The following is a 16,211-nucleotide window of genomic DNA, read 5'->3' as shown; positions in this document are numbered from 1 at the left end:
CGCCCCTCGAGGCGCACCCCTCCATCACGGACCGAGCGGCGTCACCCGGTGGGCGACCGAGTCCGACCGTGGCGCTCCTCAGCCGGCGCTCCGACACTCCCGAGACAGCACGAAGGCCCGCGATCGTCGATCACGGGCCTTCGGGACGTTCACCACCGGCACTCGGCCGGTCGGGCTCACTCGTAGAGGTGGAAGGTGCCGGCGCAGTCGGCCGAGCAGAAGCCGTCGCGGCGACGGGCCGAGGCCGCTCCGCAGGCTTCGCAGCGGCGGCGTCCGAGCATCCGCGAGATCAGGCTCTGAGGCGCCGACGCGACCACCGAGACCGGGGTGTCGGGGCGCACGGGGGATCCCGTGGTCGAATCGAGCTGGATCCCAGCGGTGTCGAGCGTGGCGCGGAGCATCCGCGTTCCTTCCGATCGGTGAACCATGTGCGAGCACTGTATTGCCAGTCCCTGAGATTCTGCGAAGGGCTTGACGCGGCTCGCGATCGAGAGGAGCCGAAATCGACATCTGTCGGTCAGTCGGGATCGACCCGGGGAACGACGAACAGCCGCGCCCCCTCCTGGCGGAGAGGGGCAGGCTGTTCGGGCGTCGGGGATCGGTGGGCGGACGACGCCGGAGCTCATGGGAGCGGGGCGTCGAGCCCGGAACGACCGGGAAGTGGGCCTGGTACGCGCCGCTGGTGCTCCGGGTGTCGATCGCCACCGTCGGTGCGGGAACCGGCACCGGTCGCAGGGCGGGGAGCGAGGCGCTCCTGCCCGTGCGGAACGACAGCAGGACGAGCATGACGGGAAGAAGGACGATCCACAGGAGGACCGACAGCGCGAGACGCGCCCAGATGGAAAGAATATTGAGCATTTTGTGCCGCCTTCGGGTGACGGTAGAGGTGAACTTCGCGAACAGGATCATCGGGCCGACGGGGAGAGAAGAGTAGAAATGCGCCACTGATCGCGCCTCTCCCGCCACGCCCCCGAGCGGTCTGTTGCTCCTCATTCGTCGCCCAGCGCCGATCGGATGGGTCGATCCCGCATCCGATCGACACACGGCCCGCGCAGTGCGTCCTCCTGGGAGCCGGGCCGTAGGGTGAGCGCGTGAAGATCCTTGTCGTCGAAGACGATCCAGCCATGGGTGAGGCCCTCGTCGGCGGCCTCGAAGACGCCGGCTACGAGGCCGTGCTGACCACGAACGGCATCGACGCGCTCGTCGCGTTCAGCAACGCCGAGTTCTCGGCCGCCATCGTGGACGTCATGCTGCCGGCGATGTCGGGCTTCGAGATCTGCCGCCGGATCCGCGAGCTCGGCCGGCCCACGCCGATCATGCTGCTGACCGCGCGGGACGCGATCGAGGACCGCGTCTTCGGGCTCGACGCCGGAGCGGACGACTACCTGACCAAGCCGTTCGCGTTCACCGAGCTCAACGCGCGCCTCCGGGCCCTCCTGCGCCGCAGCCCGTCGCTGATGTCCACCTCGATCGACGTCGGACGCATCACCGTGGACGGATCGAGCATCCGGCGCACCGCCGACGGCTCACGCATCCACGTCAGCCCGAAGGAGCTCGAGCTCCTCAAGCTCCTCATCACTCCCGTCGGCTCCGTCGTGACCCGCCAGCGGATCCTCTCCGAGATCTGGGGCGGCGGCGAGATCGTCGACAACAACATCGTCGACCAGTACGTCAGCTACCTGCGCAAGAAGCTCCCGACCGAGGACACGGGCGTCAGCATCGTGACCGTCCGCGGCAAGGGCTACTTCCTCCGCCCGGTCGAGTAGCCCGTGTCGCGGATGAGCACGGCACGCCGCAGGGTCGGCGCGCTCTCGATCCGCGCGAGGATCACCGTGGGAACGGTCGCTGTGGCGACCGCCCTCTTCGCGCTCGCGGCGCTGCTCTTCTACCAGGTGGTCACCGGCATCGTCGACCGCAGCGAGCGGACGATCCTGATGTCGATCGAGGACGAGGTGCGCCGCGACATCTCGGCGGGCAACGTCCCGCGCACGCAGGGCTCGTCGACGGGCCAGCTGTTCCTCGCTCTCGCTCCCGACGGAAGCGTCAGCACCTCGACCATGCCCTCGCGCCTGAGCGGCGAGGTGCTCAGCGCTCTGGCGGAGGAGCCCGCCGACACCTCGCCCCGGTACGCCGACGTGACGACGGCGAACGGCAGCTACCTGGTCCGCTTCACGGCCATCGAGAGCGATCGCGGCGTCTGGCAGGTCGCCTCCGCCCGCGATCAGGCCGCGTCGCAGCTCGTCCTCGACGACTTCGCCCACGTGCTCGTCTACGCCGCGATCTTCCTCGTCGTCACGTTCGGGCTCGCCTCGTGGATCCTGACGGGCGCGGCCCTCGCCCCGGTGCGCCGGATGCGGGCGCGCGCGGATCAGATCGCCGCCGAGCCCGGGCAGGGCGACCAGCTCCCGGTCGTCGGCACGCGCGACGAGATCGACGAGCTCGCGGTGACGCTGAACGCGTTCCTGACCAAGCAGACCGCGTCGCTGGCCCGGGAGAAGCAGATGGTGTCGGATGCGAGCCACGAGCTCCGCACTCCCCTCGCCGCGCTCTCCGCGCAGCTCGAGATCGCCCACCACCGCGTCGACGATCCGGTCGCGGTCGACCGGGTCATCCTCGATGCGCAGAAGAGCGTCGACCGGCTCGTGCGCCTCGCGTCCGCCCTGCTCGACATCTCGCGCATCGAGAGCCGCACCGTCCGCCCGACCGCTCCCTTCGCCGAGCTCGTCGACGAGCTGGTGGGCGCCGTCGACCGCACCCGTCTGCTCGCCTCGGAGTCGGGGGTGGAGATCGACTACGAGATCGACGAGCGCGAGCCGGCCCGGCTCTACGCGGTCGCGTCCCAGGACTTAGGCCGGGTGATCGACAACCTCGTGAGGAACGCGATCCAGGCGATGAACGGCGGCGGCATGATCGTCGCCTCCCTCTCGCAGTCGGACGGGCGCCTGATGCTCAGCGTCTCGGACGACGGACCGGGGATGCCCGACGCCTTCATCCCGGTCGCCTTCGACCGCTTCTCCCGCCCGGACGACTCCCGGACCCTCGCCTCCGGCGGCAGCGGTCTCGGACTGGCCCTGGTGCACACCACCGTGCTCTCGGCCGGCGGGACGGTCGCCCTGGTCAACCGCTCCCCCCGGGGTCTCGCGGTCGACATCGTCCTCCCGCCCGTCGGCTCCGCCTGAGCCGCCCCGCCCCCGGAACGACGAAGGCCCCCGGCGGACCGGGGGCTTTCGTGGAGGATCGTCAGCGCGGGTCGTCCTCGGGGCGGACGGGCTGCGGCTGCGGGTCGCCGACCGCGGCGGGCGGCGGAGCCCAGGCCGTCTGCGGCGCCTCCGCCGGGGAGGTGCCGCCGTCGAGCAGGTTGCGCGCGCGGTTGACCACCTCGGGGTCCACGAGCACGGAGTAGCTGGTCGCGATCACCTGCATGGTCGAGGTGAAGTCGCGACGGCGGCGGTTCACGGCGTAGGAGGCGAGCCCGAAGAGCATCCCGAAGCCGGCGCCGAGGAGGACCGCCGCGATGAGGAAGGAGAGCTCCGTCGTCGGCGAGAAGATGATGAGCAGGAGGCCCAGGAAGACGCCGAGCCAGGCGCCGGAGGCCGCTCCGGCGAGAGCGACGCGGCCCCAGGTGAGCTTGCCGGTCACCCGCTCGACGCTCTTGAGCTCATTGCCGATGATGGCGAGCTGGCGCACCGGGAAGTCGGCGCGGGCGAGCACGTCGACGGCGGCCTGCGCCTCCTGGTACGTGTCGAACGTGGCGAGGATCTCCCCGCGCGGGATCGTGGGGAAGGCCGGCCCTCGGCCGCTGAACGGCGTCTGCTGAGTCACCCGGACAGAATCGCACAGGCCACTTGAAGGTCTCTGAACGGATTCGGAGAACCGGCCGAGGGCGAGCCGGGAACGCTCGGCGTCCGCCCGGCTGCACGGGACTAGGTTTGTAGCCGTGAGTTCCGCCAGAGTCTTCGTCGCGCGCTTGGCCGGATGCAGTGTCTTCGACCCGGCCGGCGATCGCGTCGGCAAGGTCCGCGACGTGCTCCTGGTCTACCGGCAGAACGACGCCCCGCGGGTGGTCGGCCTGGTGGTCGAGATCCCCGGGCGCCGTCGCGTCTTCGTGTCGATCGGCCGGGTCACCAGCATCGGCAGCGGCCAGATCATCACCACCGGGCTGATCAACGTGCGCCGCTTCGAGCAGCGGGGCGGCGAGGTCCGCGTCATCGCCGAGCTCCTCGGCCGCCGGGTGAGCTTCGTGGACGGCTCCGGTGACGCGGTCGTCGAGGACGTCGCGATCGAGGAGGCCGCTCCCGGCGAGTGGGAGCTCGCGCAGCTCTTCGTCCGCCGGCCCAAGACCAGCCCCTCCCCCTTCGCCAAGGGCGCGACCGCCTTCGCCGGCTGGCGCGAGGTCCGCGAGAGCGTCTCGACCGAGGCGCAGTCCGCCGAGCAGTACGTCGCCAGCCTCTCCGAGCTCAAGCCCGCCGACCTCGCCAGCACGCTCCTCGACCTGCCGCAGCAGCGGATGCTCGAGGTCGCCGGCGAGCTCTCGGACGACCGCCTCGCGGACGTGCTCGAGGAGATGCCCGAGAGCGAGCAGGTCGAGATCCTCGGCCGGCTCGACGACGACCGCGCCGCCGACGTCCTCGACCAGATGCAGCCGGACGACGCGGCCGACCTGATCGCCCAGCTCTCGGAGGAGCGCGGCGAGGCGCTCCTGGAGCTGATGGAGCCCGAGGAGGCGGACGACGTCCGCATGCTCCTCACCTACGCCCCGGAGTCCGCCGGCGGTCTGATGACCACGGAGCCGATCATCGTCTCCTCCGAGGCGACCGTCGCCGAGGGTCTCGCCCTCATCCGCCGCCACGAGCTCGCCCCGGCCCTCGGCGCCGCCGTCTGCGTCACACTGCCGCCCTACGAGCCGCCGACCGGCCGCTTCCTCGGCATGGTGCACTTCCAGCGGATGCTCCGCTACCCGCCGCACGAGCGCCTCGGCACCCTGCTCGACCAGAGCATGGACCCGATCACGCCCGAGACCTCGGCGGCCGAGGTCGCCCGGATCCTGGCCAGCTACAACCTCGTCTCGGTGCCCGTCGTCGACGCGTCCCACCGCCTCGTCGGCGTCGTGACCATCGACGACGTCCTCGACTACCTCCTCCCCGACGACTGGCGCAGCCACGGCGACGACGACGAACCGAGGAAGCCGGTGACGACGGCGACGCAGGGCGTCCCGCTCGTGCCGCCGGCACCCGCGGCGACAGGCAGGACACGACGGGGACGGAGGGGCGCGCGTGGCTAGGGACACCAAGCAGGACCGGCGCCTGGACGCTCCGAAGGGCTTGCGCACCCGCGTCCTCTCCCGGCGGAACCGCCCGAGCAGCGACCGCTTCGGCCGCCTGACCGAGTCGTTCGCCCGCGGCATGGGCACGCCGTGGTTCCTGGTCGGGATGACGATCTTCTGCGTCTTCTGGCTGATGTTCAACACCTACGGGCCCGCGGACGCGCGCTTCGACTCGCAGGCCCTCGGCTTCACGGTGCTGACGCTGATCCTCTCGCTGCAGGCCTCCTACGCCGCGCCGCTGCTGCTGCTCGCGCAGAACCGCCAGGACGACCGCGACCGCGTGCAGATCGAGCAGGACCGTCAGCGGGCCGAGCGCAACCTCGCGGACACCGAGTACCTCGCGCGCGAGGTCGTGGCCCTGCGCCTGGCGATCCGCGACATGGCGAGCAAGGACTTCATCCGCTCGGAGCTGCGCGGCCTGCTCGAGGAGCTCGAGAAGGATCGGGCGCAGGAGCCCGAGCGGCGCGATGCCTGACGTCGCCGCCATCGAGACCGCCGTCAGGACGGCGCTGGCCCGCGTCGTCGATCCGGAGATCCGGAAGCCCATCACCGAGCTCGACATGCTCGAGTCGGTCGAGGCGGGGGCCGACGGAGCGGTCCGCGTCGCGATCCGGCTGACCATCGTCGGCTGTCCGGCCGCCTCCGCGATCGAGCGCGACGTGCGCGAGGCCGCGACCTCGGCTCCCGGAGTCACGGCGGTCGACGTCGTGGTCGGAGTCATGACGTCGGCGCAGCGCACCGCCCTCACCGAGCGCCTCCAGGGCGGCCGCCGGAGCATGCCCTTCGGCCCGGACTCGCTCACCCGCGTGTACGCGGTCACCAGCGGCAAGGGCGGTGTCGGCAAGTCGACCGTCACCGCCAACCTCGCGGTCGCCCTCGCTCAGCGGGGGCTCGCGGTCGGCCTCGTGGACGCCGACGTGCACGGCTTCTCCATCCCCGGCCTGCTCGGCCTGATGCACGACGGGCGCGTCGCGGGGCCCACCCGCGTCGGCGAGCTGATGCTGCCGCCGGTGGCGCACGGCGTGAAGGTCATCTCGATCGGGATGTTCCTCGAGGGCGACACCCGGGGGGCGGCCGTCTCCTGGCGCGGACCCATGCTGCACCGCACCATCTCCCAGTTCCTCACCGACGTGTACTTCGGCGACCTCGACGTGCTCCTGCTCGACCTGCCTCCCGGCACGGGGGATGTGGCGATCTCCATCGGGCAGCTGCTCCCGCATGCGGAGGTCCTCATCGTCACCACCCCGCAGCCGGCGGCCGCCGACGTGGCCGAGCGCAGCGGCGCGCTCGCCCGCCAATCGGGTCAGCGCATCGTCGGAGTGGTCGAGAACATGTCGGGGCTTCCGCAGCCCGACGGCTCGGTGCTGGAGCTCTTCGGCAGCGGAGGCGGGGCCGAGGTCGCGCGTCGGCTCACTGCGACGGGCGACGAGGTGCCGCTGCTCGCGTCGCTGCCGATCTCCGTGGCGCTGCGGGCAGGGGGCGACGAGGGCGTGCCCGTCGTCGTCGGCGATCCGGAGGATCCTGCCGCCCGGGCGATCGACGCCCTGGCGGCGACGCTCGCCGCGCGGCCGCGGGGACTGACCGGCCGTCGTCTTCCGCTCGCCGTCGGCTGACGCCTCCGCGCGGCTTCGTGCGGGCGGCGTCGGTCGAGACGCCCGCCCGACGCTCCTCGCGGAGCAGGGCTCAGGTGGCCTCGGAGTCGATCGGCGGCGGCGCGACGCTCGAGAGCGTGCCGGACGAGACGGAGCGCTGCATCGTCGTGTAGTAGCTGTCCTGCGCGGAGCCGGTGCCGCCCGGCACGACCGGAGCGGCGACAGCGGTGGGCGGCTTCACGGTGGGGGCCGGATCGTCCTCGAGCAGGGCGTCGCGGATGATGCGGCGGGGATCGTACTGGCGCGGGTCGAGCTTCTTCCAGTCGACGTCGTTGAACTCGTCGCCCATCTCGTCCTTGACGCGCTCCCGGGCCTGCGTGGCGAATCCGCGCACCTTGCGCACGAGCTGCCCGAGCTGGGCGGCGTAGTGCGGGAGGCGGTCGGGACCCAGCACGAAGACAGCGATGACCCCGATGATGAGGAGCTTGTCGAACGTCAGACCGAACACGAGGACAACACTAACCCGCCGCGCCTCCCTCGCGGAGCCCGCGCGCCACCGTACCCTGACGATGCCCGGGCGCGATCCGCTCGGTGCACCGATCAGAGGAGCGCCCCCGTGTCCGACAAGGATGCCAACTGGAAGTACGCCGAGGACGCGGTCGTCGAGTCGGAGGCCATCGCCTCGGCCCGCCGGCTCTCGGTCGAGCTGGGCATCGACGCCGTCTCCCCCTCGATCGGAGCGCAGGCCGCGCTGGTCGCCGCCGCGGCGCGCGCGACCTCCATCATCGAGATCGGCACCGGCACCGGAGTGAGCGGCCTGTGGCTGCTCGACGGCGCCCCCGAGGCGATGCTCACCTCGATCGACTCCGAGGCCGTGCACCAGCAGCACGCGCGCGCCCAGTTCCACGAGGCGGGCATCTCGCCCAACCGGCTGCGGCTCATCCCGGGCCGCGCCCTCGAGGTGCTGCCCCGGATGAACGAGAACTCCTACGACATCGTCTTCGTCGACGGCGATCCGCTGCAGGTCATCGAGAACGTCGAGCACGCGCTGCGGCTCGTCCGTCCGGGCGGGACGGTCCTCGTCCCCCACGCGCTCTGGCGCGGACGCGTGGCCAACCCCGCGCAGCGCGACGAGATCGCGACGGCGTTCCGCACGCTGGTGGCCGAGGTCTGCGCCTCCCCCGCCGTGGTCAGCGTGCTCTCGCCGATCGGCGACGGCCTGCTGCAGGCCAACAAGCGCCGCGCCTGACGAGCGCGGCCGACCGAGGAAAGACGGAACGCCCGCCGCACGGTGTGCGACGGGCGTTCACGACGGTGCGGATCAGGCGGGAGACACCACCGACGCGAGCGCGTCGTGCAGCTCTTTCGCCTCTGCATCGTTGACCGAGACGACGAGGCGTCCGCCTCCTTCGAGCGGAACGCGCACGACGATGAGTCGGCCCTCCTTAACAGCCTCCATCGGTCCGTCTCCGGTCCTCGGCTTCATGGCCGCCATAGAGTTCCCCTTTCGTGACGTATCCCCCTATTATCGTGCATCCGCGGGGGTGTTCCGAACCGCGCCCGGAAGTCGGGCGTCAGCCGATCACGGCGGGGACCAGTCGCCCGGGGTGAACACCCAGCACAGCAGCACCCAGACGATCTGCCCGACGATCGATGCGGCCACCACGAACACCCTCAGGAGAGTCGACCGCGGCACCGCGAGCGCCCCGGCCAGCGGGAACATCGGCATCAGGATGCGGAACGTGCTCGACTGCGGGTAGAAGAACGCGAAGAGGTAGATCGCGTAGCCGCCGACCCAGAGCCGCGAGAAGACGTCGAGGCTGCGCGTGGCCCGCGAGAACAGGATCGCCAGGAATCCGAGCACCACCACGACGGTGATGCCCATGCCCGTGATCGGCGAGCCGAACCAGAGGCCTCCCCACCAGCCTCCACCGGCGAACCAGGAGGTGAAGGGGATGAGCTCGCCCTCGCCGATGAAGACGCTGCGCCAGGCGAGCTCGGTGTCGGTGTAGGCGGTGAAGGAGCCGGTCACGGCCCAGGCGATGAGCAGCCAGGCGAACCCCACCGCGAGGGACCAGACCGTGAGGGAGACCGTGAAGGCGAACTCCCGGCGGGCGAACGGCTCGGTGCCGCGCACGTGCCGCCAGACGCGGTAGAGGAAGTAGAGGCCCGTCATCGCCGCGATCGCGAGACCGCTCGGGCGCAGGAGCCCCACGACCAGCACGACGGGGAACGTCCAGATCCACTTGCGGCGCACCAGCAGGAGGAGCAGCACGGCCGTCAGGAGGATGCCGCCGGACTCCGCGTAGCCGATCTGCAGGATCGGGGACGTCGGAGCGACGCAGAAGAAGACGATCCCCATCAGCGCCTGGCCCTCGCTGAGCGAGACGCGGAACAGCCGGTAGATCACCAGGCACGCCGCTGCACTGCAGACCAGGGCGACGAGCACCGCCGCATTCGCCCAGTCGAGCCCGGTGATGTTCATCAGGCCGCGGACGGTGAACGGGTAGACGGGCATGAACGCCCAGGGGTTCTGCTCCACGGCTCCGGACGGCGAGAGCGGCAGGACCGACGGGTACCCCGTCATCCCGATCCGCTCGTACCAGCCGCCGTCCCACGTCGTCGCGAATCGGACGTAGGTGTCGCGGAGTCCCGTCCACTCGACGCCCTGACGCACGGCGCCGACACGGAGCATGATCACGGTCGTGACGACGCGGGACACGGCGAAGACCAGGAGCACCTGGATCCACCACGGGATCCTCCGGAGCAGACCCCAGCGGGAGCGGGACGGAGAGGCGTCCTCCGTCTCCGGCGCGATCGCGGTGGCGCTCACGCGAGAGGCCCGCGGTCCGTCGAGGAGGCGGAGGCGGTCGTCAGCGGGGAGCGGGCGGGTGTCGCCGCGGCTCGCCGGCGGGTCGGCCGGAGGAGGGGCGACGCGTGTCGCGGCTCACCGGCTGGCGTGAGGGGAGACATTCCGACGAGCATACCCGTGCGGGAGTCGGGAGTCCCCGGAGGAGCACCGCGCCGGGCGGGCGCGCGGCACGATCACGGCGGAGTCCAGTCCGATCCGGCGACGGCCCAGCAGATCGAGATCCAGACGATCTGGCCGCCGATCCCGAGCAGGACCAGCGCGACCCGGAAGACCGGCGAGCGCGGCACCGCCAGCGCTCCGACGAGCGGGAACATCGGGCCCAGCAGCCGGAAGGTGCTCGACTGCGGGAAGAAGAACGCCAGCAGGTAGACGCCGTACCCGGCGACCCAGGCCCGGCTGAAGAGATCCAGCCTCCGTGTCCACGGTGCGGCGAGGATCCCGACGAACGCCGCCAGGAGGAGCACCACCAGCACGACGCCGACGGCCGGAGCCCCGAACCACCACGAGCCCCACCAGGCGCCGCCCTGGAACCACGGGGTCAGCGGGAGCAGCTCCTGGTAGCCGATGTAGACCGCACGCCACGCCAGCTCGGTGTCGGTGTACGCGGTCATCGACCCGGTGACGGCCCACGCCACGGCGGGCCAGAGGAAGCCGACCACGAGCCCCCACGCCGTCAGGCCCACGGCCGGCAGCCACTCCGACCGCGGGAACGGCTCCGTGCGGCGCCGGACGAACCGGTAGACGACGTACAGGCCGAGCGCGGCGGCGAAGGCGAGCCCGCTCGGCCGCGTCAGGCCCAGCAGCAGCACGACGGGCACGACCGCGAGCCAGCGCCGCCGCACCAGGAGGAGGAGCGTGACCGCGGTCAGCAGCATCGCCATCGACTCCGCGTAGGCGAGCTGCATCAGCGGCGAGGTCGGCGCCACGCAGAACAGCAGCACCGCCGTCAGCGACTGCGACTCGCCGAGGGAGTGCCGGAAGAGGCGGTACAGGACGAGGCAGGCTCCGGCTCCGCACAGGACGGAGACGGTCACGGCGGCCGGAGCCCAGGTGAGGCCGGTGAGCGCCATCAGCGCCTTCACGACGCCCGGGTAGAGCGGCATGAAGGCCCAGGCGTTCTCTCCCACGTGGCCGTCCTGCGTGATCGGCAGGAAGCCGGGGTACCCGGTGGCCGCGATGATCTCGTACCAGCGGCCGTCCCACATCGACGCGAAGGCCGAGTAGGACGGGGAGGGTCCGGTCCACGGGTTCGCGAGCTGGTGCGCGGCGAACTGCAACAGGATCACCGTCGTGACCACGCGGGTCGCGATGTACACCAGGAGGACCCGCGCCCACCACGGGACCAGGCGCAGGCGGAGGCGGAGTCGGACGGGGACGGCCGTGGCGCTCGCGCTCACGAGGACGCGGTCAGCCAGCGGCGGAGGCCCTCGGCGCACTCGGTGATCTCGCGCACCGCCACGCGCTCGTCGTCGGCGTGGGCCCGGAGCGGGTCGCCCGGTCCGTAGTTGACAGCCGGGATGCCCATGGCGGAGAACCGCGCGACGTCGGTCCAGCCGTACTTGGGCTTCGCCTCGGCTCCGACGGCCGCGAGGAAGGCCTGGGCCAGAGGTGCGTCCAGCCCCGGGCGGGCGCCCTCGGCCAGATCGTCCACCGTCACCTCGAACCCCTCGAAGAGCTCCTCGAGGTGGGCGAGCGCCTCCTCCCCGGACCGGTCGGGGGCGAAGCGGTAGTTGACCTGCACCGTGCAGAGGTCCGGGATCACGTTGCCCGCGACCCCGCCGGTGACGCGCACGGCGTTGACGCCCTCGCGGTACACGAGGCCCTCGACCTCGACCTCGCGCGGTACGTAGGCGGCGAGGCGGTCGAGGATCGGCGCCGCCGCGTGGATCGCGTTCTCGCCGACCCAGCTGCGGGCGGAGTGGGCGCGGACGCCGCGGGTGACCACGTCGACCCGGAGCGTCCCGTTGCAGCCGCCCTCCACTGCTCCGCTGGTCGGCTCGCCGAGCACGGCGAAGTCGGCGGAGAAGAGGTCGGGGCGGTGCCGGGAGAGACGGCCGAGGCCGTTGAGGTCCGCTGCGACCTCCTCGTTGTCGTACCACATCCAGGTGATGTCGACGGCCGGATCGGAGAGCTCGGCGGCGAGGACGAGCTGCACCGCCACTCCGGCCTTCATGTCGACGGTCCCGCGGCCGACCAGGTGCTCGACGCCGTCGATCGTCTCGGCGACGACGGGCAGGTTGCCGTTGACCGGCACCGTGTCGAGGTGCCCGGCGATCACGACGCGCTGGGCGAGGCCGAGGTTCGTCCGCGCCACGACGGTGTGGCCGTCGCGGATGACCTCGAGGTGGTCGTACTGCTCGAGCGCCCACTGCACCGCGTCCGCGATCTCGAGCTCGTCGCCCGAGACGGACGGGATGTCGCAGAGGATCCGCGTCAGTGCGACCGGATCGGTGCGCAGGTCGAGCGGAGGGGCGGTGGTCGGATCGGCCATGCGCCCCAGGGTAGCGGCCGGACGCTCCGCGCTACCCTGATCGGCATGACCCTCGAGCACTCCGCAGACTCCTCCGCGCCCGCCTCCGCCTGGGGATACGGGCTCGCCACCGTGGCCGCCGACGGCACCGTCCTCGACACCTGGTTCCCGGAGCCGCGCCTCGGCACCATCCCGGCCGGCCGCGACCCCTGGATCGTGCCGGCGGAGTTCGAGGAGCAGGCCGGCGAGGATCCGCGCCGCGAGGTCCGCATCGACGTGGTCACGCTGCAGATCGACGTGCAGGCGCCGCCCGCCTCCACGTCCGACGCCTACCTGCGGCTGCACCTGCTCTCGCACCTCCTGGTCCGCCCGAACGAGGTGAACCTCGACGGCGTCTTCGCCCACCTGCCGAAAGTGGTGTGGACGAACGCCGGTCCGGTCTCGCCGGAGTCGTTCACCCGCCTGCGCCCCTCGCTCCGGCGCCACGGCATCCAGGCCACCGGCATCGACAAGTTCCCGCGGCTGACCGACTACGTCACCCCCGCGAAGGTGCGCATCGCAGACACCTCGCGCGTCCGCCTCGGCGCGCACCTGGCACCCGGCACGACGGTGATGCACGAGGGCTTCGTCAACTTCAACGCCGGGACCCTCGGCAGCTCGATGGTCGAGGGGCGCATCTCGCAGGGCGTCGTGGTCGGCGACGGCTCGGACATCGGCGGCGGCGCCTCCATCATGGGCACCCTCTCGGGCGGAGGAGTGCAGCGCGTCTCGATCGGCGCGCGGGCGCTGCTGGGTGCGAACTCAGGCATCGGCATCTCCCTCGGCGACGACACCGTCGTCGAGGCCGGCCTCTACGTGACCGCCGGCACCAAGGTCGTCGTGGTCGGCGGAGCGCCGCGCGCCGACGGCGCCCCGCAGACCGTGAAGGCCGTGCAGCTCTCGGGCGTGCCGAACCTGCTCTTCCGCCGCAACTCCCTCACCGGGGCCGTCGAGGTCCTCCCCCGCACCGGCGCCGGCATCGAGCTGAACGCCGCTCTGCACGCCTGAGGGCGAGCGTCCGGCGCCGCCGGGCCCCGCAGGCGGCACCCCGGGACGACCCGTGCTGATCGAGTCCGCGGCGACCACGCCGCTCTGCGTCCCGCCTCGAAGAAGCGGTTCGAGCCTCGGACGGCTGACGAGAGGCGGGTGCGCCGCACGGCGAGAGCCCGCCCCCGGCGGGGACGGGCTCTCGGGGACCGGTCAGCGGTCGGTCGGCCAGTGGCGCTCGGGTGACCCCATGTAGAGCTGCTGCGGGCGGCCGATCTTGGTCTGCTTGTCGGTGTTCATCTCGCGCCAGTGGGCGATCCAGCCGGGCAGGCGGCCGATCGCGAAGAGCACGGTGAACATCCGGGTCGGGAAGCCCATCGCCTTGTAGATGACGCCCGTGTAGAAGTCGACGTTCGGGTAGAGGCGCCGCTCCTTGAAGTAATCGTCCTCGAGAGCGAGGGCCTCGAGCTCCATCGCGATGTCGAGCAGCGGGTCCTTCACGCCGAGGGCCTGCAGGACCTCGGAGGCGCTCTCCTTGACCAGCTTCGCGCGCGGGTCGTAGTTCTTGTACACCCGGTGGCCGAAGCCCATCAGGCGCACGCCCTCCTCCTTGTTCTTCACCCGCTCGACGAACGTCGACACGCTCTCGCCCGACTCGCGGATCCGGCCGAGCATGGTGAGCACCGCCTCGTTCGCTCCGCCGTGCAGAGGGCCGAACAGGGCGTTGATGCCGGCCGAGACGGAGGCGTAGAGGTTCGCCTCGGTGGAGCCGACGAGGCGGACGGTCGACGTCGACGCGTTCTGCTCGTGGTCCTCGTGGAGGATCAGGAGGCGGTCGAGCGCCTTCGAGAGCACCGGGTCGACCTGGTACTGCTCGGCCATCGTTCCGAAGTTGAGGCGGAGGAAGTTGTCGACGAAGCTCAGCGAGTTGTCCGGGTAGAGGAACGCCTGGCCGATCGCCTTCTTGTGGGCGTACGCCGCCATCACGGGCAGCTTCGCCAGGAGGCGGATCGTGGTGAGCTCCACCGCCTCCGGATCCTTCGGGTTGGAGCTGTCCTCGTAGTACGTCGACAGAGCCGAGACCCCGGCCGAGAGCACCGACATGGGGTGCGCGCTGTGCGGGAGCGCGTCGAAGAAGCGCTTGAGGTCCTCGTGGAGGAGCGTGTGGCGGCGGATGCGCTCGTCGAAGCCCGCGAGCTCGTCGGCCGTCGGCAGCTCGCCGTAGATGAGGAGCCAGGCCACCTCGAGGTAGGTCGCGTTGGTGGCCACCTCCTCGATCGGGTAGCCGCGGTAGCGGAGGATCCCCTGGTCGCCGTCGATGTAGGTGATCTGCGACTTGGTCGCCGCCGTGTTCACGAAGCCGTAGTCGAGCGACATGAAGCCGGTCTGCTTCGACAGGGTCGAGAAGTCGATGCTCGAGGAGCCGTCGACGCTGCGCAGGACCGGGAAGTCCGCGGTGCGGTCGCCGAAGGTGAGCGTGACCTTCTCGGGGAGCTCCTGCTCCGCCGGCGCGGGAGGCGGCGTCGTGGCGCTCCCGGTCGCGGGCTCCGTGGAGCCCACCGTCGCGGTTCCGTCGCTCTGCGTGCCGGATTCGGTCACAACGCCTCCCAGGTCGTCGCGGTCGCACCCCGGAAGCGCTCGCGCGGAGCGGGCGGCGCCGGGTCTGGATCGTGGTGCAGCCGGGGCCTCGTGAGGCACCGTCGACCGAACCACATACAGCCTATGGGCAAAGCGGGGGCACTGTGACATCGCCCAGCGCTGGGGCCGGGGCCTTGTCGGAACCCGCCAGGATCGGCCGGGTCGAACGCCTCAGAGGCCCCCGGACAGGCGCTCGACGGCCGCGTCGATCCGCTCGTCGGAGGCCGTCAGCGAGAGGCGCACGTGCTCGGGGAAGCCCTCCCCGTAGAAGACGCCGGGGCCCGCGAGGACGCCGAGGCGGGCGAGGCGGTCGATGGACTCCCAGGCCGGGCGGCCCTCGGTCGCCCACAGGTAGAGTCCGGCCTCGCTGCGGTCGATCCGGAAGCCCGCGGACTCGAGGGCGGGCCGGAGGCGGTCTCGGCGGGAGCGGTAGCGCTCCTTCTGCGCGGCGACGTGCTCGTCGTCGGCGAGGGCGACGATCATCGCCTCCTGCAGCGGACCGGGCACGATCATGCCCGCGTGCTTGCGGACGGTCACCAGGCGCGCGATCAGGGCCGGGTCCCCGGCGACGAAGGCGGCGCGGTAGCCGGCGAGGTTCGACTGCTTGCTCAACGAATAGACGCCGAGGACCCCGGTGCGGTCCTCCCCCACCACGCGCGGGTCGAGGACGCTCGGGATCGGCTCGTCGGCCCAGCGGCCGTCCCAGCCGAGCTCGGCGTAGCACTCGTCCCCCGCGATCACGGCCCCCAGCTCACGGGCACGCGCGACGGCGCGCTGCAGGGCTGGCACGTCGAGCACGGCGCCGTCGGGGTTGCCGGGAGAGTTGAGCCAGACCAGGCGGGTCGTCGCGGGCCATTCGGCCGGGTCGTCGGAGGCGAGCGCCTCGGCGCCGGCGATCGCCGCGCCCATCGCGTACGTCGGGTAGGCGGCGCGCGGATGCACGACCACGTCCCCCTCCCCGAGTCCGAGGAGGAAGGGCAGCCAGGCGACGAGCTCCTTGGAGCCGATCGTCGGCAGGACCTCGTCGATCCCGAGGCCCTCGACTCCGCGCCGCCGCGTGTACCAGGCGGCGATCGCCTCGCGCAGAGCGGGGGTGCCCACGGTCGTGGGGTACGCGTGCGAGTCCGTCGCGCGGGCGAGCGCGTCGCGGATCGGGGCGGGCGTCGGGTCCACCGGCGAGCCGATCGACAGGTCGACGATCCCGCCGGGGTGCTCCGCCGCCGTGCGGGCGAAGGGCGCCATCAGGTCCCAGGGGTAGTCGGGCAGCGCGCCGAGGGCCACGGGAGCGGC

16 protein-coding genes are annotated in these 16,211 nt (G+C 71.8%); 7 read left to right on the top strand and 9 right to left on the bottom strand.

Translation table 11 applies throughout. The features are described from left to right. Nucleotides 1-176: 176 nt before the first annotated feature. Nucleotides 177-401 carry a hypothetical protein gene (locus C5C46_RS02695; RefSeq protein WP_104222996.1) on the bottom strand — a complete coding sequence of 75 codons (225 nt, stop codon included), beginning with the start codon at nucleotides 399-401 and terminating at the stop codon, nucleotides 177-179. Between the two features lie 690 nt (nucleotides 402-1,091). Here C5C46_RS02695 and C5C46_RS02685 point away from each other — a divergent pair. Together C5C46_RS02685 and C5C46_RS02680 are read left to right on the top strand one after the other, a co-directional pair. Beyond that, nucleotides 1,092-1,766: a response regulator transcription factor gene (locus tag C5C46_RS02685; protein ID WP_258059273.1), complete on the top strand. Its 675-nt coding sequence runs from the start codon at nucleotides 1,092-1,094 to the stop codon at nucleotides 1,764-1,766. Nucleotides 1,767-1,778: 12 nt separating this feature from the next. Beyond that, complete coding sequence (locus tag C5C46_RS02680; RefSeq protein WP_146078923.1) at nucleotides 1,779-3,179, top strand: cell wall metabolism sensor histidine kinase WalK; 1,401 nt, start codon at nucleotides 1,779-1,781, stop codon at nucleotides 3,177-3,179. 61 nt (nucleotides 3,180-3,240) lie between these two features. Here the strand turns inward: C5C46_RS02680 and C5C46_RS02675 are convergent, their stop codons facing one another. Continuing rightward, entirely contained in the window at nucleotides 3,241-3,822 is a 582-nt protein-coding gene (locus C5C46_RS02675; RefSeq protein WP_258059272.1) for a general stress protein, read from the bottom strand. Nucleotides 3,823-3,937: 115 nt separating this feature from the next. On the opposite strand from C5C46_RS02675, the gene C5C46_RS02670 reads away from it, so the two are divergent. The 3 genes from C5C46_RS02670 to C5C46_RS02660 are packed head-to-tail and all read left to right on the top strand — an operon-like array spanning nucleotide 3,938 to nucleotide 6,936. After that, nucleotides 3,938-5,281 (top strand): magnesium transporter MgtE N-terminal domain-containing protein, encoded by a 1,344-nt coding sequence (locus tag C5C46_RS02670; RefSeq protein WP_104225554.1) that lies wholly within the window; start codon nucleotides 3,938-3,940, stop codon nucleotides 5,279-5,281. Continuing rightward, nucleotides 5,274-5,798 (top strand): DUF1003 domain-containing protein, encoded by a 525-nt coding sequence (locus tag C5C46_RS02665; protein ID WP_104222991.1) that lies wholly within the window; start codon nucleotides 5,274-5,276, stop codon nucleotides 5,796-5,798. The genes C5C46_RS02670 and C5C46_RS02665 overlap by 8 nt, the downstream gene beginning before the upstream one ends. Next, the gene (locus C5C46_RS02660) at nucleotides 5,791-6,936 is read left to right on the top strand and encodes an Mrp/NBP35 family ATP-binding protein (protein ID WP_104225553.1); all 1,146 of its coding nucleotides are present in this window, start codon (nucleotides 5,791-5,793) and stop codon (nucleotides 6,934-6,936) included. The genes C5C46_RS02665 and C5C46_RS02660 overlap by 8 nt, the downstream gene beginning before the upstream one ends. A 70-nt stretch (nucleotides 6,937-7,006) precedes the next feature. Here C5C46_RS02660 and C5C46_RS02655 read toward each other — a convergent pair whose 3' ends face one another. Continuing rightward, complete coding sequence (locus tag C5C46_RS02655; protein WP_146076468.1) at nucleotides 7,007-7,423, bottom strand: twin-arginine translocase TatA/TatE family subunit; 417 nt, start codon at nucleotides 7,421-7,423, stop codon at nucleotides 7,007-7,009. A 108-nt stretch (nucleotides 7,424-7,531) separates the two neighbouring features. On the opposite strand from C5C46_RS02655, the gene C5C46_RS02650 reads away from it, so the two are divergent. Then, a complete protein-coding gene (locus C5C46_RS02650; RefSeq protein ID WP_104222989.1) occupies nucleotides 7,532-8,164 on the top strand; it encodes an O-methyltransferase in 633 nt (210 codons plus the stop codon). A gap of 72 nt (nucleotides 8,165-8,236) precedes the next feature. Here the strand turns inward: C5C46_RS02650 and C5C46_RS02645 are convergent, their stop codons facing one another. The 4 genes from C5C46_RS02645 to dapE form a co-directional block, all read right to left on the bottom strand. Further along, nucleotides 8,237-8,410 carry a DUF3117 domain-containing protein gene (locus C5C46_RS02645; RefSeq protein WP_068208299.1) on the bottom strand — a complete coding sequence of 58 codons (174 nt, stop codon included), beginning with the start codon at nucleotides 8,408-8,410 and terminating at the stop codon, nucleotides 8,237-8,239. A gap of 87 nt (nucleotides 8,411-8,497) precedes the next feature. Beyond that, complete coding sequence (locus tag C5C46_RS02640) at nucleotides 8,498-9,748, bottom strand: hypothetical protein (protein WP_104222988.1); 1,251 nt, start codon at nucleotides 9,746-9,748, stop codon at nucleotides 8,498-8,500. 212 nt (nucleotides 9,749-9,960) lie between these two features. After that, on the bottom strand, nucleotides 9,961-11,184 hold the full coding sequence (locus C5C46_RS02635) for a hypothetical protein (protein WP_258059271.1): 1,224 nt from the start codon (nucleotides 11,182-11,184) through the stop codon (nucleotides 9,961-9,963). Continuing rightward, nucleotides 11,181-12,278 (bottom strand): succinyl-diaminopimelate desuccinylase, encoded by a 1,098-nt coding sequence (dapE, locus tag C5C46_RS02630; protein WP_104225552.1) that lies wholly within the window; start codon nucleotides 12,276-12,278, stop codon nucleotides 11,181-11,183. Before dapE ends, C5C46_RS02635 begins: the two co-directional genes overlap by 4 nt. A gap of 45 nt (nucleotides 12,279-12,323) precedes the next feature. On the opposite strand from dapE, the gene dapD reads away from it, so the two are divergent. After that, the gene (gene dapD / locus C5C46_RS02625) at nucleotides 12,324-13,304 is read left to right on the top strand and encodes a 2,3,4,5-tetrahydropyridine-2,6-dicarboxylate N-succinyltransferase (RefSeq protein ID WP_104225551.1); all 981 of its coding nucleotides are present in this window, start codon (nucleotides 12,324-12,326) and stop codon (nucleotides 13,302-13,304) included. Nucleotides 13,305-13,496: 192 nt separating this feature from the next. On the opposite strand, the gene C5C46_RS02620 is transcribed toward dapD, so the two are convergent. Next, complete coding sequence (locus C5C46_RS02620) at nucleotides 13,497-14,882, bottom strand: citrate synthase (protein ID WP_258059270.1); 1,386 nt, start codon at nucleotides 14,880-14,882, stop codon at nucleotides 13,497-13,499. Nucleotides 14,883-15,092: 210 nt separating this feature from the next. Then, entirely contained in the window at nucleotides 15,093-16,202 is a 1,110-nt protein-coding gene (dapC, locus tag C5C46_RS02615; protein ID WP_104225550.1) for a succinyldiaminopimelate transaminase, read from the bottom strand. Nucleotides 16,203-16,211 lie beyond the last annotated feature (9 nt).

The organism is Rathayibacter sp. AY1E6 (genome assembly GCF_002931115.1).
In the GTDB taxonomy this organism is placed as follows: domain Bacteria; phylum Actinomycetota; class Actinomycetes; order Actinomycetales; family Microbacteriaceae; genus Rathayibacter.
This window is presented reverse-complemented; position numbering and strand designations above follow the sequence as displayed.